We start from the raw sequence: 18,206 nt of genomic DNA, 5'->3' as shown, positions 1-18,206 counted from the left end.
TTAATTAACAGCAGTATGGGTTTAAAGTGGTATAGATTTAAAGCCATGTTGTTTTAACAGGCTATATGGTAAAAGACCACAACTTAGCTGTCTTTAACATTTAGAACAACCACATAATATTCAATTCATAGTAGCAATATAACAGGTGGCGAGCATGCAAGTGCTTCGGCACCTTTTTATTAGCCACGTATAAAGGAGCAATACAGATGGCACAGGTTTCTAATAATAAATCATTCAAGTCTATCGTCGGCGTAACTTTGATGGCAGCCGCCTTAGGTCTAACGGCTTGTAGTACGCCAGTTGACCCTGACGTCAAAGCGCGTCAAGACACCATGAAAAGCTGGGGCGATGCGATGGGTATCATGGGCGACATGGCTGAAGCGCCTGATACCTTTGATGCCGAAGTCTTTAAAGAACAAGCGGCATTTTTAGCAAAAGACTCTGCCAATCCTTGGAGCCACTTTGAAAACCAAGAGGCCACAGGTAATGCTACTGAAGCAGTTTGGAGCAACGTTGACGGTTTCCGCGCTGAAGCTGATGACTTCCAAAAAGCCACTGCTAACTTGAATGCGGCGGCACAAACGGCAACCAGTGTCGATCAAGTTTTACCTGCGCTTGGACAAGTCGGTGACAGCTGCAAATCATGCCATACCGATTTTAAAGTGAAAAAAGACTAATGAGCCTTTGCTATCACCAATAAAAAAGCCGCTATCGTTAAGATAGCGGCTTTTTTATTGGTGATTTCTCAAACCTACAAACTTGTTTAGATAATCCATCTTATTAATAGGTTTATCAAACTTTTAAAAAATTAGCCCATTAAATCCGCTTGCACGATTTCAATCCAGTAGCCGTCAATATCTTTAATAAAGACGATATTTTTCATACTGCCCTCATCTGGGCGTTTTTTAAACTCAACGTTATTTTCATCGAACCAAGCAACTGCTTCATCCAAATTGGGCACACTAAAACAGATATGGCCAAAACCTTGCGGTTCAGCATTGCCATCATGATAACTAAAATCCGCTTGGGTCTCGGTGCCATAGTTATGAGTTAATTCTAAAATACCGCGTTGACGGAAAGCAAAAATGTCTAAATCAGCACCAGCTGGCAAGTTTTCACGCTCGCTTTCAGTCAGCTTGGCTAAAAAGTACAAATCAAAACCCATCGCTGGGAATTTTTTCACCGCCAATAAGGTCATTCCTAAGACGCCGGTATAAAACGCCAATGACTTAGCAGGATCTTTTACCCGCAGCATCGTATGATTAAAGGTATAGCCTGTGGTTTGAGCTGAAATCGGCTGAACGCCAGCAGTTTTTACGCTGCTTGCAGGTTGGGCTATAGCGTTTTGATGATTAGTTGCTTGGTTACCTGCTTCTTGATTGCTATTTAAGCTTTCTGAATCAGTCATAATTTCCCCAATATTTCAGTATTTTAATCGTTAATAGTGGATACGCTGTCGATGTTATCGCGTATCAGCCAGCCGTATCCTAACTATGATAGACATTTCATGCTAAATGTCTATTAAACATCTAAAAACCGTACCTTGCCTGTCTCTAAATTATACTCGGCACCCACAACAAGCAGCTGACCGCTATTGGTGAGGTCTTCTAGCGCGCGCGAACCATGTTTTAATTGGCTAACCGACATCCTTACATTGGCACGAATAGAGCGATCGACCAGCTCATCTGCATCAACATCTTGACCATTGGCAGTAGCAAGTTCATGCAAGTTATAGACACTAGGACGGATACGATCAACGATTGATTGTAAGTTTGGTGAATAGTTTTGCTCAGGATTAATCAGCGCCTCAACACATGCGGTCACCGCGCCGCAATGCGAATGCCCAAGCACCACCACCAACTTGGTGCCAAATTTTTCGGCGGCAAACTCAACCGAACCAATTTGCGATGGCGCAACCACATTACCCGCCACGCGTATGACAAACAAATCGCCCAAGCCCTGATCAAATACAATCTCAACCGGTACACGTGCGTCCGAGCAGCCCAAAATAATCGCTAACGGGTCTTGATCACTGATTAATTCTGGACGTTTTTGGGTACAGGGGTCGGTGCTGGTCAAACTATCGACATAGCGTGCATTGCCTTCTTTAAGCAGCGCTAATGCTTCTTGACCAGTTTTTGGGCGGGTATCGTTAGGCATAAAAAGGGATCCTTGATTATTAATGTGGGTAATATTCTACGTTGCGCTAGCGTACTGCTTTTGACGTTGACTTATCTTCAAGCTCAGCCGGTTGCTATGGCAAATATCACTGTATTTAGCATACATAGAATGATTGTATAGGAAGCAAGCCAAAAAAATGGTAAAAATTCTTTATTTTAATATCACTCGTTACCTTGCCGATTTATTAACAACCATAAGATAACTTTGGCACATAGATACAGCCCCTATGCTAAACATGAACAAGCGCCACCAACCAACGGATAACGAACTTGCACTAATTTACTGCAAGGGTTTGTTATAATACGCAGCAAGCAGACCGCATATAGCCATCGCTTATCGCCATGCTAAATACCGTGCGATACCAAATGACTCAATAAGCCATTAGCTACCTTAAATAATTCGTTAAACCAAAAAGCCATTATGCTACTGACATTGCTGGCAGTATCTAATATTCATAACGCTACTGAGCGTTTGGTATTTTAGGAATCAACCTTATGACCGAATCAAATTTACAGACGCAGTCCACGTCTGCCTCAACCCATACTGACAAGGTGCTGCTGCAACTGACTGGTCTAAAAAAAATCTATGACCAAACCGAAGTATTAAAGGACATTAACCTTGATATTCAGCATGGTGAATTTATCACCTTGCTTGGTCCATCAGGCTGCGGTAAAACGACGTTATTACGGTTGATTGCCGGTTTTGAGCAGCCTAATGCTGGGGCGATTTATCTCGATGGCGTCCAAATGGCAGGCTTGCCCGCTGATAAGCGTCCGGTCAATACCGTGTTTCAGCAATATGCGCTATTTCCGCATATGACAGTCGCGCAAAACGTCGCTTACGGGCTTAAATTAAAAAAAGTGCCAAAAGATGAGATTCAAACGCGGGTGCGTGAGATGCTAGCGATGGTACAACTTGAGCATCTTGCCAATCGCAAACCGCAAGATTTGTCCGGTGGTCAGCAGCAGCGCGTAGCGATTGCACGCGCGGTGATTAATCGTCCTAAACTATTATTGCTCGATGAGCCTTTATCGGCGCTCGACCATAAGCTGCGTCTGCAAATGCAATCTGAGCTTAAACGTCTGCAACGGGAGCTTGGCATTACTTTTGTCTTTGTCACCCACGATCAAGAAGAAGCGCTGTCGATGTCAGACCGCATTGCGGTAATGAAGGATGGCAGATTTCAGCAAATTGGTACGCCGATTGAGATTTATGAAACCCCTGCCAATTTATTTACCGCCAAATTTATCGGTGAGACCAATTTATTTAAAGCGGAAGTCAAAGGAGTCTACCCTGAGCAACCTGATCGTGATGGGCGTGTGACCAATGGGCGGATTGAAGTCGAGGTCTGCGAGGCACAAGCGCAAGAGGGTCCGACGACCTTACGTAATCTGCGCCGTCCTGACTTTGCCAATGACGTGCAAGTTGGCGATATCGTCAATTTATTGCTACGTCCGGAAGATTTGCGCATTTATGATCCCAATGATAAAGAGCATGGCGGCTTACTTGGGCGGGTAATTGAAAGTAATTATAAAGGCAGCACCTTAGACTCGATTATTGAGCTAACGAACGGTCATATTATTAAAGCCTCGGAATTCTTTGATGAAGATGACCCAAGTTTTGATTATAAGCTTAACGAAGGCGTTAAAGTGTCATGGGTAGATGGCTGGGAATGGGTATTGCCAGAAGAACAAGACGGTACGCTTGATAGCGGCATTGATAATGGGATGAATAATAGCACTAGCAAATTAGCTGTCCAAAAGGATATCAGCTAATGGCGCGTCCTAACTTAAGCAACAACAGCCCTTTTCGTACTGCAACACTATGGCTGATTTGGGGTTGGCTACTCATCTTTGCCTTATTGCCAAATATACTGGTGATTGCGGTCAGCTTTTTGACGCGTGATAGCACAGCTTTTATCAGTTTGCCGGTCACTATTGACAGCTATGTGCGCATGATTGACCCGCTTTATTTCGATGTCTTTGTGCATTCATTATGGATGGCGGGCATCACAACGGTCATTTGCTTATTACTCGGCTACCCGTTTGCTTGGTTTGTATCTCGAGTTAGTAAACGCTGGCAGCCACTGTTGATGCTCATGCTAATATTGCCATTTTGGACCAATTCTTTGGTACGAACTTATGCGCTAAAACTATTATTTGCCAGTAACGGTTTGATTAACAAATCCTTATTAGCAATCGGCATCATCGATGCGCCCATTGATATTTTATATACCCAAGGGGCGGTCATTGCGGGTTTAACTTATTTGTTATTTCCTTTTATGGTGCTGCCTTTATATGCGGTATTTAGCGACTTACGCAATGATATGCTGCTTGCCTCGCAAGATTTGGGCGCCTCAAAACGACAAACCTTTTGGCATGTGGTGCTACCCTTGACCACACCGGGGATTATCTCAGGGGTGCTGTTGGTACTACTGCCAGCGATGGGGATGTTTTACGTCGCCGATATTTTGGGCGGCTCGCGTAATTTACTCGTTGGTAATATTATCAAAAACCAGTTTTTAGATGCGCGTGATTGGCCATTTGGCGCGGCCGCCAGTGTGCTATTAACGCTTGCGATGGCGGTATTATTACTCGCTTATCGCGCCAGTAGCCGCCGCATTGGCAAGACTGATTTTAGCGAGGTGGCTTAATGTCTGGTAATTCATCTAATAACTCGTCAATCAATAGTTCACCCATAAAAGCCAAACGCTCTATCAAGCGACCTAGTATCGGCAGTATCGCCGCCAAAGGCTATCTTGGTCTGATTTACACTTTATTATATCTGCCCATCATCGTCTTGGTGGTGATGTCATTTAATAAGTCAAAAATTGGCTATAACTGGGGCGGCTTTAGTTTAAAGTGGTACGAGTCGCTCTTTAACAATCAGGCGATGCTTGATGCCTTTTGGCATTCTATTGTCTTGGGCTTGGTTGCCGCCACGGTTTCCACCGTTATCGGCACTCTGACTGCACTGGCGCTGCATCGCTATGACTTTCGCGGTAAAGGGCTGCTAAACGGGCTGCTATTTGTGCTGATGATGTCGCCTGAGATTGTCTTGGCGATATCGCTACTAGCGCTGTTTTTATTAATCGGACTGCAGCTCGGTTTTGTCTCGCTGCTACTGGCGCATATTACTTTTTGCCTGCCGTTTGTGGTCATTACTGTCTTTGCGCGCTTAAGTAGTTTGGATGAACGTTTAATGGAAGCGGCGCGAGATTTGGGTGCTAGCGAATCAATGATGGTGCGTACGGTCTTGATACCAGTAATTTTCCCTGCGGTGATGGCAGGTTGGTTGCTTGCCTTTACCTTATCGCTTGATGATGTAGTGGTATCGACCTTTGTCACCGGCCCTAGCTATGAGATTTTGCCGTTGCGTATTTATTCTATGGTACGCGTGGGACTTAAGCCTGAAGTCAATGCCATTGGGACCATTTTACTCGTCGCTTCGTTAATTTTGGTGGTTATCTCGCAATTACTCCTACGTCGGCGCTGATGTTAAATTTTACTTTCATAACAGCTTTAACATTATTAAATAAAAAGCTTTAACCGTTTTTTCAGCCTTTATTTTTAAGCCTTTATAAGTCGCAATTTCTCATTTTTTTAACGTCAGTGGTTAGGTCATTTTATGCTAGAGCTTCGTCATCTTAATACACTAACTGCGCTGCGAGCCCATGGCTCATTGGCCGCTGCTGCCGATGAGCTGCATGTCACCGCCTCTGCGGTCTCCCATCAGTTAAAAGAGCTGGAAAATTACTACGATATCAGTTTGGTCAATCGGCGCACGCGTCCGCTGACTTTTACGCCAGCGGGCAAAACGGTATTGGCACTGGCAGACAGTATCATGCCGCAGGTCACGCGCACCAAAGCAAACTTAAAACGCTTAGCCCATGGTCAAGCGGGCAGATTGCGCTTAGCGTCTGAATGTCATAGCTGCTTTGACTGGTTGATGCCGATACTTAATCATTATCGCCGCGAATGGTCGGATGTCGAATTGGATTTCGCTACCGGTTTTGAGCCTGAGCCGCATCATTTATTGATGGAAGGTGATATCGATTTATTGATTACCACCAGTAATTTACCGATAGAAGGTATCAGCTATCAGCCATTATTTGAGTATGAAAGCCGTTTGGTGCTGTCGCCTACCCATGACTTGGCTGAGCAACAATTTATTCATGCCAAAGACTTGGTTGATGAAACTTTGATTGCCTATCCGGTGGAAGCTAAGCGCCTCGATATCATTGCTAATTTTATGACGCCAGCACAGGTCAGCTTTAAAAGCATGCGTACCACCGAGCTGACTGCGATGCTAATTCAATTGGTTGCTAGTGAACGCGGGGTGGCGGCATTACCTGATTGGGTGGTCGCTGAATATGAGAAAAAAGGCTGGGTGGTTTCGCGGCCATTAGGCAGTGGCGTCTACTGTCAGCTCTATGCGGCAACGCGCACCTCGAGCCAAGAGATTGCCTATATGCAAGGGTTTGCGAGTTTATTAGAAGGGATTGTAAAACCGGTATAGCTAGTGGTTTTTTTTTAAAAGTTGTTTAAAAAAAGAGCCGTATTAAAAATTAATATGGCTCTTTTTTATTGCTGCATTTTTATTATTACAAAACCAACTTAAAGAAATAAAAGCCAATTGCGGTTGCTAATAACGTCAGCCCCACATGTAGCCCAATCAGCCCCAAGCCTGCCAGCAGTTTGCCATTATGGATAAAGGTAAATACTTCGACGCTAAAGGTGCTAAAAGTCGTCAGTCCGCCCAAAAAACCAGTAATCACAAACAACCTGATATTGGGAGACAAGCCGCTGCCCACTCGCTCAAACCATACCAGAGCTAGCCCTATCAATAGCCCACCTAAGACATTAGCGCCAAGCGTCCCAAGGGGTATCCAGTGATGCAGCGGATTAAAACGCGCCAGCCACCCTCGCAGGCAAGCGCCAATGGCAGCACCTAGTCCAATTGCAAGCCACTGCATAAGTTATCCTTGAGTGAGATAAAGTTTAATAAACTGGATATAAGCGACTTTATAGCGCTTATACCGCAGGTAACTCGGTCATCGGCCAACGTGGTACGCAGCTGACAGCCAAATCATCTGCTTGACCCGCTTGCAAACGCTCGTAACCTGCATAAGCAATCATCGCCCCATTATCGGTACATAGAGCTGGCGGTGCGTAATGAACGGTGGCATTTATTTTAGCAAGCTCGCTTTCTAAGGTTTCACGCAAATGGCTATTGGCACTGACGCCGCCGGCAATGACCAAGCGGCTCATATCGACTTGTTTAAGCGCTTTAACGCATTTTTTCACCAAGGTATCAACCACGGCATGCTGGAAACTGGCGGCAATATCGGCGCGAACTTGCGGATCACTAGCAGAGCCATTGCCCGAGCCCCCTGAGCATGGGGTGTCTTTGATAAGATTATGTACCGCAGTTTTCATACCGCTAAAAGAAAAATCCAAACCACGATGGAGCATTGGACGTGGTAAATCATAAGCATTTTGATTGCCTGTTTCCGCTAATTTAGCGATGTTTGGACCACCCGGATATGGCAAACCGAGCATTTTTGCCGCTTTATCGAAACACTCACCGGCCGCATCATCGATGGATTCACCAAGGATTTCATATTGTCCGATACCGTGTGCGGCAATCAGCAAAGTATGACCACCAGAAACCAGCAACGAGACAAATGGAAAAGCTGGCGGATTCGCACCCATGAGCGGCGCTAATAAATGCCCTTCCATATGGTGAATACCAATCGCTGGAATATCTAACCCATAAGCCAAGCTGCGACCAAATAATGCGCCCGTCATCAGCGCACCGATAAGCCCCGGACCTTTGGTATAAGCAACAGCATCAATCTCATCTTTAGTGATATTGCACTGCTCCAGCAATTCGTTAAATAAAGGCACCAGCTTACGAATATGGTCGCGGCTGGCAAGCTCGGGCACCACACCGCCATAAAGGGCGTGCAGCTCTATTTGTGAATACAGTACCTGCCCTAGCAGACCTTTATTGCCGCTCGTTATCTGCTCGCTATCAAAAATCGCCAGACCAGTCTCATCGCAAGAGGTCTCTAAACCCAATACTTTCATCTATATGCCTTTATATTTGCCTTGTAGCATTAATAAAAAACCGCCACTGTTAGCTTACAATGGCGGTCAGTCGAGCAAATTTCAACAAGCAAGATTAGCTGACTGCAGCGACCATATAATCAACTGCGGCATGCACTTGCGCTTCACTTACTTCCGCATTTGCCTGCGCCGGCATTTTGTTAAATCCTTTGGCAGAATGCATACGTAGCGTATCTATGTCTTTAGCAAGGTGCGGTGCCCAATCTTCTTTATTACCAAATTTCGGCGCTTCTAACAAACCGCTTTCATGGCAAACTTTACACTGTTTTTCATACAGCTTTGCACCAGCATCAGCGGCTAACGCTTCTGTCTCAGCAGCAGCTGTAGGCTCAGCCTCGGCTACTTCAGTTGCTTCTGCTTCAACGGCAGGTTCAGTGGCTACTTCAGTTTCTGCAACTGGCGCTTCAGGCTCTACAACCACTGTCTCTGTTTCATTGACAGCAGCAGGCTCTTCAGCCGCCGTATTGTCGCCGCCACTACAAGCACTGAGTGTTAATAACGCACTAAGACTCAGGCCAGACAGCACCAATTTCACAACTGATTTTTTCTTCATGGTATTTTGTTTCATGGTTATTCCCTCGTCTATAGCTTGTTAGTAAAACAGCTTGTTAATAAAATAGCTTGTTAATAAAATAGCTTGTTAATAAAATAGCTGGCTAGTGGCTGTCCCTACCTTCATCACAACGTACTTTTATCGTAAAAGCTACTAATTCGCTACTGCTGTTGCGTCCGTAGTTGCTGAATCCGTAGCTGGCGCCTCTGTACTTTCAGTTTCAGTGCTAGCCACTTCGGTATCCGCGCTTGCAGTCGCAGTCGCTTCTGATGTAGCAACAGCGCCTGCTTCTGTGCTAGCTGTGGTAGATTCAGTACTTGCCGCGGCGTCTGCTTCAGCCGCTGGCATTGGCGCTGTTTCTGGGAAATTCAGCTCTTCTGCTTCAGGGGCGTTTTTACGCGCAAGCTCTGCTGCTTCATCGACGCGGTCTTTTGCTAAAACTTCGTGCGACTCGCCTTCTTTATCCCCACTGCAAGCACTGATACCAAAGCCAAGGGCGACGATAAATGCTGTGCTTAGCGCCGTGTTTAGTACTGATTTCTTCATTGCAACATCCTTAATAAAGTGCACATAAAACGATTGATATTATGCAAATTATCATAGCATAAACTCTGCCTAAACCGTTATAGACAGTAGGGTTTTTTATTTCTGTTTGTACCATGCAGCAAATTTATCCATTCATACACTTTTAAAGAGCACTATGTTAAGGGCAAGCAAATCATGAGTCTAAATGAGTTACGACCGTTATTGCTGATAATAGCGTGCAACTTAATGATAATTATGGATTAATGCGCAAAAGCCTTTGACTTTACTGCCATTTTTGATTAAAATAAGCGCCCTTGTGCTATTGCGCAAGACTATCCTAGTTTGAGCTGATGCCGGTAATCTTGAGATATTACGGCTAAATACTAATACACAGCCAAACTAATGCCCTTACATCTCATCCTAATAAAGGAGCTTTCATGCCTGCAGTTAAGGTTAAAGAAAACGAACCAGTTGACATCGCTATCCGTCGTTTTAAACGTGCTTGTGAAAAAGCCGGCGTTCTATCAGACGTACGTAAGCGTGAATTTTATGAAAAACCAACGCAAGTACGCAAGCGCAAAAAAGCCGCTGCTGTAAAGCGTTATAAAAAGAAATTACAACGCGAAACTATTCGTACCACTCGTATGTACTAATCACTAATACGATTAGCTAAATACCAGCGCTACACTAACGCCACTGTTATCGATGAATAACAGTGGCGTTTTTTATGCTACAATTTTTGTTATTCATGCTGATAAATGCTCAGCAGATTTTTATTTAACACTTTACCCCAATTATTTTACCAACAGTTATTTTACTAAAAACTATTTTATCCATACTCATAAGGAATAATAACAATGAGCCAACTTAAACAGAGCTTGTCTGACAGCATCAAAACTTCGATGAAAGCGCGTGAGCTTGAGCGCGTTAAAGTATTGCGCAACGTCCAATCAGTGGTCAAACAAATTGAGATTGACCGCCAGACCGAACTTGATGATGCGCAAGTATTGGAAGTGCTACAAAAGCAGCTAAAACAACGCCATGAGTCACTGACGATCTTTACCGAAAATGGTCGTGATGATTTGGCAAATAAAGAGCAGTTTGAAATCGATATCATCAACGAGTTTATGCCAAAACAAATGGATGATGCCGAGCTTGCCGCTTTGGTCAATGCCGAAATCGCTGAGCAAGGTGCTACATCGATGCGTGATATGGGCAGTGTGATGGGTGTGTTAAAAAATAAAACCGCGGGCCGTGCTGACCCTGCACTCATCTCTAAATTGGTGAAAGATGCGCTGCAGGGTTAATTAAAGTTAAGAAAAGTTATATATTCTTAATCTACGTATCGACCCAAGCGATAAAAACAACCGCCTAAGGCTTAAAGTCTTTGGCGGTTTTTACGGCTTTGATTTCAGCATTAATATTAGCAAGTAACGGACGAGCGCTGCTCGCTTGCGCGGTTCTTTGCATTTGCTCAGTCAATTGCTTGGCTTGCGTCAACGAGGTCAGCGCGCGGTCATAGCGGCCACTCCATAACTGGTCATGACTGCGATAACGCAGCGCATTGATGGTGGCAATTTTTGCCAGCGGCGCTGAATCGGTGGTTTTAGCAATTTTTTCATTGGCCAATTGCAAACTTTGCCATGCATAACGGTCGCTTGGCTGCTGCTCAGTCAAGGGCTTAAGCAGTGCTTGCGCTTTGGTTGGCTGATTGCTATTGGTCAGTGCTTCAGCCAAATAAAGACGCAGGTCACGGCGCTCAGGATAGAGGCGCTGCTGACTCTCTAGCAGTTCAGCCGCTTGTTGCCATTGATTTTGCTCAGTAAGGATTTGGCTTTGGGTAATAGACAATAAAGGCTCTAATACTTGGCGCTGCGTTGCGGGCAACGCTGATAGCTCAGTATATAGCTCATTGGCCTCTTTAAAACGCTGCTGTTCGCCATACCAATACATCAGCGCCAATTTTGCGCCAACGCTATTTTTAGCAGCGGTCGTCAATGCAGTTTCAGAGACGTGTTTGCCGGTACTTTGTACACGCCAATACAGCAAATCAAACAACGCTTGATGGCGCTGCTGCTGGTTTAATGACAACGAGGTATAACGCTGAGCGCGGCTTTGCGACTCACTTAAGCGCTCATTACTTAAAGGATGCGAGCGCACAAAACTGGGTAAGAATTGATTGGCGGTTTGGTTTAATTGGCTTTGTTGATTCATCGTTGCAAAAAATCGCGGCATCGCCCGTGGATCATAACCAGCTTGGTTCATGATTTGCATCCCAACGCGGTCAGCTTCACGCTCATTATTACGGCTAAAAGCCATACTGCTATTCATCGTCGCCGTTTGGCTGCCCATCATGACGGCAGCGGCTGCGTCACCATCGACCGCTGACGCCGCAATCGCCGCAAGCATACCGCCTATTTGCATCAGCAAGGCTTTTTTGCGCTCATCCGCCCCGCTCTCATAATGGTTTTGGCTAATATGTGCTACTTCATGCGCGATGACGCTGGCAAGCTCATCCATACTGCTTGCCGCCATTATCGTCCCGGTATTCAGCCCGATAACCCCACCTGGCGCGGCAAAAGCATTGATACTGGGATTATCAATAATGACCAAGCCGAGTGGCGCTTGCTGGCGTGCTTGAGCATTTAATCGCCATGTGATGTCTTTGACCGTTTCGTGTATCCAAGGGTCATGCTCCATCTTAGTGCGACCATTGATGTTTCTTAACGACCATTCGCCAAGCAGTTTATTTTGATATTGCTCAGCAAAACTTAAACCCTGCCCGCGTAAATTTGGCAAATCTAACTCGTCTGCATTGCTAGACTGCCATGAATCATAAGCAAAAGGCGCAGCTTGTGTGCTGATAGCGTTGGCCGTGGTTGCCAGCATCAGTAAGGTAGCAGACATACTTAACTTTAGCGCAAATGTGCCTTCTGCTAATGTCTTTACTGTTTTTTTAAGCAGCGATGGTCTATGAGAATAATACAAGTGCGTATCCTATACGAGTAATCATAACGTCTTTTTGACTATACGAGCTTGTTTATCCAAGGTCAATTGTCGTCTGCTTCTGGCTACCAATCACGCTGCCGTGCGTCACGATTGTGCAACATGGTTGTGTAAATCTAGACGGTGTAAATTTATAGTCCGAACTTAAGGTTTAAAACATAAATCTATTGCTTAATGCTAGGGCGTATCCTCACTTTAAAAATGGTGATAAAAGTGAGATAAATTGTAGCCAAACGAGGAAAATAGTGCAGTTAATATCGGGATATTACCCAGCTATTTGACGAGGTTTGGCAAAATTTAGCCATTTTTAGCCCATTTAGATGTCCATCGATTGAATTGAGGACACGCCCTAATAAGGTGTTCTGATTGACCAAACGTTATGATGACTATATTCAACTGCAATTACATAGTGGCAATTTGCTATAATGGTAGGCCATGATAAAGGCTTCTGGGCAGTACTATACAAAGCTAAGCTCTCTTAATCAGCCGTACTGTCTTGAATACTGCTACCTTAAACATTGATATCTTAAAGGTTAATTTTATGTCTGCTGATAACCAATCCATCATTGTACAAGGCTCGCATGCTGTGCATCTGTCAGAAGCTTTATCAGATACCTTGCCTGAAGCAAAGCAGCAAGCAATAAGACAGCTGTTAGGATTATTGCCAGCAGATACCTTTAGTGTAACCGATAACGGTAAACTAAATGATAGCGCAGGTCTGGCGCAAGCGACGATTACTATTAAAGATATGGTAGACGGCCGCGGACTTGCCTGCCCGATGCCACTGCTCAAAACCAAAGTGGCGCTACGTCATGTAGCCGCAGGCGAATCGTTATATGTGGTTGCAACCGACCCAAACTCGCAAGCCGATATCACTGCGTTTTGTGAGCAGAGCCAAAAAACAGATACCGTAAACCCATTATTATTGCTTATCAATCAGGCAACAGCAGCAAATAGCGAAGAGACTACAGTAACAAAATCTAAATATTCTGTTGATACAATATATCACTTCATCATTACCAAAACTGATAGCAACTAAGCGGCGCTATCCTTTACAATTACAACTATAAAGATTTTTATCTGACTCATTGCTTATCTATTTAACCAAGGTCAAGAATATGGCTAATACTTCTACTAACGCTGCAAATTCCCGTAAAAAAGACAGCGCAGCGCCCGAAAAAAACGAAGCACGCGATGCGGCGCTAAAAGCTGCAGCGGCGCGTCCGCCTTATGACGCCAGCGCGCTTGGTGATACCAGTACTCGCGATTTGGTCCCTGCGATGCCAACGCATTTATCTGCGCCTGGGGTAAACTTGGGTGCATATATCAATACCGTGCATCAAATACCAATTTTGACACCGACCCAAGAGCAAGAGCTTGCCCATCGCTATTACGATGAAGGCGACGTTGAAGCGGCGCGTTTACTTGTTATGTCGCACCTGCGTTTTGTTATTCATATCGCGCGTAGCTACTCAGGCTACGGTCTGCCACAAGCCGATTTAATCCAAGAAGGCAATTTAGGGCTAATGAAAGCGGTAAAACGCTTTGACCCGAATAAAGGCGTACGTTTGGTATCCTTTGCCGTGCATTGGATTAAGGCTGAAATTCACGAATTTGTCATTCGTAACTGGCGCATTGTCAAAGTTGCCACCACCAAAGCGCATCGTAAACTATTCTTTAACTTACGTAGCCTTAAAAAGACCAACAACCAGCTAACCCTTGAAGAAGCTGATGCGATTGCCAATGATTTAAATGTGACGCGCAAGCAAGTGCTTGAAATGGAATCACGTTTGACGTCGTATGATGCATCATTTGAAGCGCAGTCAAGCGATGATGACGATGGACGCTATGCGCCGCAGCTGTTCTTAGAGGACGGTATTGACCCTGCCGAGATGGTTGAAGAATCTGACTGGGAAGAAAATAACTCTTCTGCACTACTGGCGGCGATGGATACCTTGGATGATCGTTCGCGCGATATCGTTGAGCAGCGCTGGCTTTCTGAGCAAAAATCAACCTTGCATGAATTGGCAGCGGTCTACTCTATCTCAGCAGAACGTGTGCGCCAAATCGAGAAAAATGCCATGGATAAAATCCGTGAAGCCATGACCATCGATAGTGTGATATTACCTGATGATATTCAGTAAGCAGCTTGTCAGTTGAAGCTTCTTATTAGATGAAAAGAACCATTATCAAAGCCCTATTTATAATACGAGTTTGACCATGCTAAATTGGATAAGTATTGCGGCGCTTAATATGGCTATCGCCGTGGCTTTGGGTGCCTTTGGTGCCCATGGTCTTAAAGCTATCGTCAGTACTCAGCAGCTTGAATGGTGGCAAACAGCAACCTTATACTGGTTTATACATGGGCTTGGGTTATTGCTGGTGGGCATTCTTATTCGGCTAAATTATGCGACTCAAACCACGGCGTGGTTATTGCAGGTCGGGGTGATTATCTTTGCCGGCAGTTTATATGCGATGACGCTTGGTGCGCCGCGCTGGTTTGGGGCGATTACTCCTATTGGCGGTGTATTGATGATCGCAGGTTGGTTATGGCTTGCAGTAACGACGTCTCGTTTAAATCACGCCGGTATTTAATAGCTACTTGGTTTCAATAATTAAAACGCACAATCGGTCGTTTAAAATGAATAACACAGCTAACCGTCATCGATAAAATTTCAGTTACAGATAAACATAGATTAAAGATAATTTGATAAAAAGGAATCTCAAGTCATTAGGGAGCACATACTATGAGTAATATTAATGTAAACGGTAAGACACTGCAGACCACCCATCAAACGGTACAATTGGTCGTCAATGAACTTGGGCTTAGTACTGGACGCTACGCCGTTGAAGTCGATGGCGAGCTGATACCAAAAAGCGAGCTTGATAAACTGCGTATCGTTGAAGGTATGAATATCGAAGTTGTACAAGCGGTTGGCGGCGGCTAAGATTTATAAGCCACACCGTTTAAAAAAGACCTCAACGATAATACGTTGGAGGTCCTTTTTTTGCTTAGCTTATCGTTTGTTTCATTTCAATCATTAACACTATTAATCGTCTATCATTGACAATCCTGCTATTTATACTATTTATTTATGAGCTAAGAATTATCAATGGTTACGACAATAAAGCTTATATGATAGAAGATCCGCCTAACATGACAGCTAAACATTGCTATTAAACCGTGTGGCATTTAAAGCTAAACTGCAGGCGCTGCCTCTACATCGGTTAAATCTTCATAGCGTTCATCGCGCCCTGGACCCTGAGTTTTCTTACGGTCTTGACGGGTTTTATATTTACGCACTTGTCTATCAAGTTTGTCTGCCATGTCGTTAATAGCTTTATACATATCGTCTTCAAGGGCTTGGACAAACATCTCTTGACCTGCGACTCGCATAATTGCTTCGGCTTTATGAGTCTTTTTACCGCCATCACTTGCGCCGCTGTTGTCTAGCGATAATATCACTTTAATACTTTGAATCTGATCGAAGTGACGCTCTACTTTTTCAAGTTTTTCGCGAACCGCTTTGTCCATGGCATCGGTAATACTGATATGGTGACCACTGATAGAAACATTCATATTATTGTCCTTTTATTATTGCTTATATTGTTACTTATAATCAACAGATGAGCCAGCACTTATGCTTTTATCACCCTGCCTTACCAATAACCGACCTAGTATCTTTTTATATTTAATAAGCATGTTTAATAAACATATTTAATAAGATTTAGCGCTTAGCTTTTTAATCATTAACGTCTTTATCCCTCTACTCCTTTAGTAAAATATAAACGCATTTTTATCATATTTTAGATTGATGATTTATACAAATAAGCCAAATCGATACTTGGTTTTCGTTGTTGGTATGACTCTAATTTGTCATGAAAAGCGAATAGTAGCAAGACACTAAACTGTAACTAAATGTAATAAAAACTGATGTTTCCTGCATGTTTCTATATAATCAAAAAATTTTATTTTTTATATTTACGAAAAAAAATATTGATAAGAGCAGTACTGCATTGATAAGCCATTGAATCACAACATTTAATACTTTTGTTTGCGCTGGGTAGAGGAGCCGATATTCATCGCTTCACGATATTTAGCTACTGTTCGTCTGGCGATATCGATACCTTCTGCTAATAAAAAATCTTTTATGCGACTGTCAGATAAGGGCTTTTTAGGGTCTTCATCTGCGATAAGCTGCTTAATCATGGCACTGATGGCGGTTGAAGAGATATCACCGTCACTGCTGCTAACGTGAGATGAGAAGAAGTGCTTAAGGGAAAATAACCCTTGTGGCGTCAAGATGGTCTTACTGGTAGTCAGGCGCGAGACGGTCGATTCATGCAAATCCACTTCTTCGGCAATGGCTTTTAAAATAAGCGGCTGCATGGCGGTTGCACCATGTTGCAAAAACTCTTGCTGGTAGCGCACGATACTGGTCGCTACTTTTAACAAGTTTTGATTGCGCTCCTCGATACTACGAATAAACAAGCGCGCATCGGTGAGGTTTTCACGCAGATACTGATTGTCAGGGCTATCATCACCGCGTTTGACTAAACTGGCATATTCTTGATTGACCCGCAGCTTGGGCAAGGTTTCAGGATTAAGACGCACCTGCCAGCCATCTACTTGGGCAGTAATATCACCTCTGTTGCTATTATTGCTATTATTGCTATTGTGGCGGCGAATAGGCGTAACCAACACATCAGGAATATCATAGCTTGCTGATGGCTGCATATAATCAGGCTGACTGCTTTGGAATAACAAACCGGGTGAAGGATTCAAAGTGCGTAATAGAGTAAGAGCGGGTGTGATATATTCAGGCGCGAGTCCCGTCAGCTCAGTCAAGGCTTTGATATTATTACTAACTAAATGCTCACTGGCTGAGAGAAGTGCTTGGGCTTCTTTAAGATACTTTGTATTCGTATCAAGCTTGGACAATTGCAGCGCTAAGCATTCGTTGAGATTGCGCGCGCCAACACCAAGCGGGTCACACGATTGAATAATGCGCAGTACCGCCATGATCTCATCATGCTCAACGCGCTCATCCCATTGGTAAAAGCTTGCCATGGTATCAAAGCTCTGTAACAACTCATCAATATCAAGGCGCACAAAGCCCATATCATCCATAGAGTCCATCAAGTATTCGGCGATGAGCGTATCTGTCTCGGAGAGATGTTTAAAATTTAGCTGCCAGCGCACATGGTCTTGAATGGTCGCGCTGGTGCTGCCCTGATAGCTATCAAAGTCTTCATCGCCTCCGCGACCTGAATGATTGGACAGACTGCCAGCGCTTGGCGCAGCAGAGGCATAATTACTGCTTTCAAAACCACTATAGTCCTCGCCATCTAGCGCATAATTGTCTATCGCTTCATCATCAAAACTGGCCTGCTGTAACTTATCTAAGCTGTCGCTGCTATATTCATCAGTGATAGTGTCATCGCTGCTATTGTCATCGCTGCTATTGTCAGCATAGTCAAAACCATCATCTGATAAATGAGTAGAGGTAGAAAACGTATCAACGCTAGCGTGTTGATTCCAACTATCTAGCGTTAATGGCTCGCCAAACTCATTGAGCGCCTCATCATCACTCTTGTCGTACTCATCATTATCATCATCGTCATCTTCGATACGTTCAAGCAATGGATTGCTATCGAGCTTCGCCTGTACCTCCTGCGCGAGCTCAAGACTAGAGAGCTGCAGCAATTTAATAGCTTGTTGCATTTGCGGGGTCAGTTTTTGTGAGGTGCTCAGCGTGGTCGCCAATCCAAACGACATACTCATGGGTGACTTATTACACTCCGATTAG

20 protein-coding genes are annotated in these 18,206 nt (G+C 44.2%); 11 read left to right on the top strand and 9 right to left on the bottom strand.

What is annotated here, in order from left to right; genetic code table 11:
- The first annotated feature begins 206 nt into the window (after positions 1-206).
- A complete protein-coding gene (locus B3Q63_RS01635) occupies positions 207-677 on the top strand; it encodes a c-type cytochrome (protein ID WP_296172997.1) in 471 nt (156 codons plus the stop codon).
- A gap of 131 nt (positions 678-808) precedes the next feature.
- Here the strand turns inward: B3Q63_RS01635 and gloA are convergent, their stop codons facing one another.
- Positions 809-1,408, bottom strand: coding sequence for a lactoylglutathione lyase (gene gloA / locus B3Q63_RS01630; RefSeq protein WP_296172995.1), 600 nt, complete (start codon positions 1,406-1,408; stop codon positions 809-811).
- A 113-nt stretch (positions 1,409-1,521) separates the two neighbouring features.
- Positions 1,522-2,160, bottom strand: a complete 639-nt coding sequence (locus tag B3Q63_RS01625) for a carbonic anhydrase (RefSeq protein WP_201564647.1) — start codon at positions 2,158-2,160, stop codon at positions 1,522-1,524.
- Between the two features lie 515 nt (positions 2,161-2,675).
- Between B3Q63_RS01625 and potA the strand changes: the two genes are divergently transcribed.
- The 4 genes from potA (at position 2,676) to B3Q63_RS01605 (ending at position 6,699) form a co-directional block, all read left to right on the top strand.
- Complete coding sequence (gene potA / locus B3Q63_RS01620; RefSeq protein WP_296172994.1) at positions 2,676-3,956, top strand: spermidine/putrescine ABC transporter ATP-binding protein PotA; 1,281 nt, start codon at positions 2,676-2,678, stop codon at positions 3,954-3,956.
- Entirely contained in the window at positions 3,956-4,834 is an 879-nt protein-coding gene (potB, locus tag B3Q63_RS01615) for a spermidine/putrescine ABC transporter permease PotB (RefSeq protein WP_201625296.1), read from the top strand. The genes potA and potB overlap by 1 nt, the downstream gene beginning before the upstream one ends.
- Entirely contained in the window at positions 4,834-5,676 is an 843-nt protein-coding gene (gene potC, locus B3Q63_RS01610) for a spermidine/putrescine ABC transporter permease PotC (RefSeq protein ID WP_201625295.1), read from the top strand. Before potB ends, potC begins: the two co-directional genes overlap by 1 nt.
- Before the next feature lie 132 nt (positions 5,677-5,808).
- Complete coding sequence (locus tag B3Q63_RS01605) at positions 5,809-6,699, top strand: LysR family transcriptional regulator (protein WP_296172993.1); 891 nt, start codon at positions 5,809-5,811, stop codon at positions 6,697-6,699.
- Between the two features lie 85 nt (positions 6,700-6,784).
- Here B3Q63_RS01605 and B3Q63_RS01600 read toward each other — a convergent pair whose 3' ends face one another.
- The 4 genes from B3Q63_RS01600 to B3Q63_RS01585 all read right to left on the bottom strand — a co-directional run bounded on the left by B3Q63_RS01600 (position 6,785) and on the right by B3Q63_RS01585 (position 9,411).
- The gene (locus B3Q63_RS01600) at positions 6,785-7,156 is read right to left on the bottom strand and encodes a CrcB family protein (RefSeq protein ID WP_201619043.1); all 372 of its coding nucleotides are present in this window, start codon (positions 7,154-7,156) and stop codon (positions 6,785-6,787) included.
- A 58-nt stretch (positions 7,157-7,214) separates the two neighbouring features.
- Complete coding sequence (gene tsaD, locus B3Q63_RS01595; RefSeq protein ID WP_296172992.1) at positions 7,215-8,273, bottom strand: tRNA (adenosine(37)-N6)-threonylcarbamoyltransferase complex transferase subunit TsaD; 1,059 nt, start codon at positions 8,271-8,273, stop codon at positions 7,215-7,217.
- A 94-nt stretch (positions 8,274-8,367) separates the two neighbouring features.
- Complete coding sequence (locus B3Q63_RS01590; RefSeq protein WP_296172991.1) at positions 8,368-8,880, bottom strand: c-type cytochrome; 513 nt, start codon at positions 8,878-8,880, stop codon at positions 8,368-8,370.
- A gap of 138 nt (positions 8,881-9,018) precedes the next feature.
- Positions 9,019-9,411, bottom strand: a complete 393-nt coding sequence (locus B3Q63_RS01585; protein ID WP_296172990.1) for a hypothetical protein — start codon at positions 9,409-9,411, stop codon at positions 9,019-9,021.
- A gap of 416 nt (positions 9,412-9,827) precedes the next feature.
- Here B3Q63_RS01585 and rpsU point away from each other — a divergent pair, with 416 nt between their 5' ends.
- Together rpsU and B3Q63_RS01575 are read left to right on the top strand one after the other, a co-directional pair.
- Positions 9,828-10,043, top strand: coding sequence for a 30S ribosomal protein S21 (gene rpsU / locus B3Q63_RS01580; RefSeq protein ID WP_010195908.1), 216 nt, complete (start codon positions 9,828-9,830; stop codon positions 10,041-10,043).
- Positions 10,044-10,247: 204 nt separating this feature from the next.
- Positions 10,248-10,697 (top strand): GatB/YqeY domain-containing protein, encoded by a 450-nt coding sequence (locus tag B3Q63_RS01575; RefSeq protein ID WP_296172989.1) that lies wholly within the window; start codon positions 10,248-10,250, stop codon positions 10,695-10,697.
- Between the two features lie 64 nt (positions 10,698-10,761).
- On the opposite strand, the gene B3Q63_RS01570 is transcribed toward B3Q63_RS01575, so the two are convergent.
- A complete protein-coding gene (locus tag B3Q63_RS01570; RefSeq protein ID WP_296172988.1) occupies positions 10,762-12,297 on the bottom strand; it encodes a M48 family metallopeptidase in 1,536 nt (511 codons plus the stop codon).
- Positions 12,298-12,937: 640 nt separating this feature from the next.
- Between B3Q63_RS01570 and B3Q63_RS01565 the strand changes: the two genes are divergently transcribed.
- The 4 genes from B3Q63_RS01565 to thiS all read left to right on the top strand — a co-directional run bounded on the left by B3Q63_RS01565 (position 12,938) and on the right by thiS (position 15,344).
- Entirely contained in the window at positions 12,938-13,435 is a 498-nt protein-coding gene (locus B3Q63_RS01565; RefSeq protein WP_296172987.1) for a sulfurtransferase TusA family protein, read from the top strand.
- A 241-nt stretch (positions 13,436-13,676) separates the two neighbouring features.
- Complete coding sequence (gene rpoH, locus B3Q63_RS01560; RefSeq protein ID WP_201545792.1) at positions 13,677-14,540, top strand: RNA polymerase sigma factor RpoH; 864 nt, start codon at positions 13,677-13,679, stop codon at positions 14,538-14,540.
- A gap of 76 nt (positions 14,541-14,616) precedes the next feature.
- Complete coding sequence (locus tag B3Q63_RS01555) at positions 14,617-14,991, top strand: DUF423 domain-containing protein (protein ID WP_201629177.1); 375 nt, start codon at positions 14,617-14,619, stop codon at positions 14,989-14,991.
- Between the two features lie 152 nt (positions 14,992-15,143).
- A complete protein-coding gene (gene thiS, locus B3Q63_RS01550) occupies positions 15,144-15,344 on the top strand; it encodes a sulfur carrier protein ThiS (protein WP_201564603.1) in 201 nt (66 codons plus the stop codon).
- A gap of 251 nt (positions 15,345-15,595) precedes the next feature.
- On the opposite strand, the gene hpf is transcribed toward thiS, so the two are convergent.
- Positions 15,596-15,976 (bottom strand): ribosome hibernation-promoting factor, HPF/YfiA family, encoded by a 381-nt coding sequence (gene hpf, locus B3Q63_RS01545; RefSeq protein ID WP_201564601.1) that lies wholly within the window; start codon positions 15,974-15,976, stop codon positions 15,596-15,598.
- Between the two features lie 462 nt (positions 15,977-16,438).
- Positions 16,439-18,181 carry an RNA polymerase factor sigma-54 gene (gene rpoN / locus B3Q63_RS01540; protein WP_296172982.1) on the bottom strand — a complete coding sequence of 581 codons (1,743 nt, stop codon included), beginning with the start codon at positions 18,179-18,181 and terminating at the stop codon, positions 16,439-16,441.
- Positions 18,182-18,206: the final 25 nt, after the last annotated feature.

This window comes from Psychrobacter sp. UBA2769, from assembly GCF_002352555.1.
GTDB classification, from domain to species: domain Bacteria; phylum Pseudomonadota; class Gammaproteobacteria; order Pseudomonadales; family Moraxellaceae; genus Psychrobacter; species Psychrobacter maritimus.
The sequence above is the reverse complement of the archived record's forward strand: the minus strand, read 5'-3'. Positions and strand labels throughout refer to the sequence as shown.